Annotated in this window: 2 protein-coding genes; both read right to left on the reverse strand. The window is 50.0% G+C overall.

The window, feature by feature from the left end; all coding sequences use genetic code 11:
• A partial coding sequence (locus J7438_RS25490; protein WP_209278845.1) for a hypothetical protein occupies positions 1–243 on the reverse strand: 243 nt, incomplete at its 3' end.
• Between the two features lie 159 nt (positions 244–402).
• On the reverse strand, positions 403–1,342 hold a 940-nt coding region (locus J7438_RS25495), incomplete at its 5' end, for a hypothetical protein (protein ID WP_209278846.1).

The following is a 1,342-nucleotide window of genomic DNA, read 5'->3' on the forward strand; positions in this document are numbered from 1 at the left end:
CTTTATGCCGGACTTATCATCAAGCGCTGGCGAGAAGTTGCTGTTAATGGCAATGTCCAACAGTGTTTTGACCTGCTCAGTGAAAGACCACTGTTGGTTTGCTATGCACATTGACCGAACGACATTATGATCAATACTGACTTTCCTGCCCGCAAAAAAATGCTCTTCGGCAATGGCGTTTGCTTTATCGTCTTGGGCACTGAGGACACTGTCCACAAATTGGTTATAACTCAGTCTCTCCACAATCTGGTTCCGTACGTAACAGCCATGAGCAAATAAAACTGCTCTTCTGAAAATAGAAAAGCTAATTGAACACACTCTTGGACAGGATAAATAACCGATCGTTCTGTGGATGAAGAAAAATTCCCCACAAAGTTTTTACCATTGATATGACGCGGAGCCTCAGGGTGTTCGGTAGAGACGTTTTAATGAGAACCAGCCCCGGTTGAGGGAGGCAATATTTTCACTTCCGGGATACAACAGCCTGAACGTGCTGAAAACATGCCCGAGGCTTCTGGCCTGACAGACAATACCGAACAGCCATTCGGTGATCTCAATGGGTGTCAGGCTCGGGGTGACCCGTTCCGCAATGTTCAATACATCCACCTCAAAGTTTTCCGGATCCGGTAGCTGCTGGTATTGAATACCTGTTTTTCGGATGATGCTCTGCAACAGCAGATCACGAGCCTGGTTCAGATGCGCAGTGCACGAGTTGAAAGCATTTTTTTGCCCGTGCCCAACATCCTCAAACAATGGCTGCTCTGCTGCATTAATATGTTCCCATGCCAGGTGTTCCATCAAGACTTCGCTGCCCTGCTTTGTGCGGATTTTATTCAGCTTTGGACTGAGCCAGGCGATCTGTTCTTCATGGGTGTGAATCAATTGTTTTTTCCGGTTGAAAAACTGCTGTAACAGGCTGTGTACCGAACGATCCCATTGACTTGTCAGTCGCTTCCTGACAAAACCAGGCAGGTCTGCCCTGCGCTCTTTATTGGCAACAGGATCAGCGTCTTTCAGGAGCGGTTGTTGGGTCCAGTCCTGTTGAACCGCTGGTTGCCTCGCTGGGGCACCGGGGCTGTCCGGGGTTTGACCGGCTGCTGGTGCAGCAATGTTGCAATCGGCATTGCTGGTATCGTTATCCACGCCCTTATCCTGAAACAGCGCACTTTCATTTGGTGGCTGAAGGTGTCCAGGCTGGCTCTGCGGTTGACTGCAGACAGGTTCACGGCGCTGGTGGTCGGCCGGGGCATTTGTCCGTTGACGTGTTCCTTGACGGGTATCTTTATCTCCGTTGATGTATTGCTGAATCTCCTCTGGTGTCAGGCGGCGCAGGTAGCGCGTA

Origin of the sequence: Thalassotalea sp. G20_0, assembly GCF_017744175.1 — a bacterium.
Lineage (GTDB): Bacteria > Pseudomonadota > Gammaproteobacteria > Pseudomonadales > Endozoicomonadaceae > Endozoicomonas.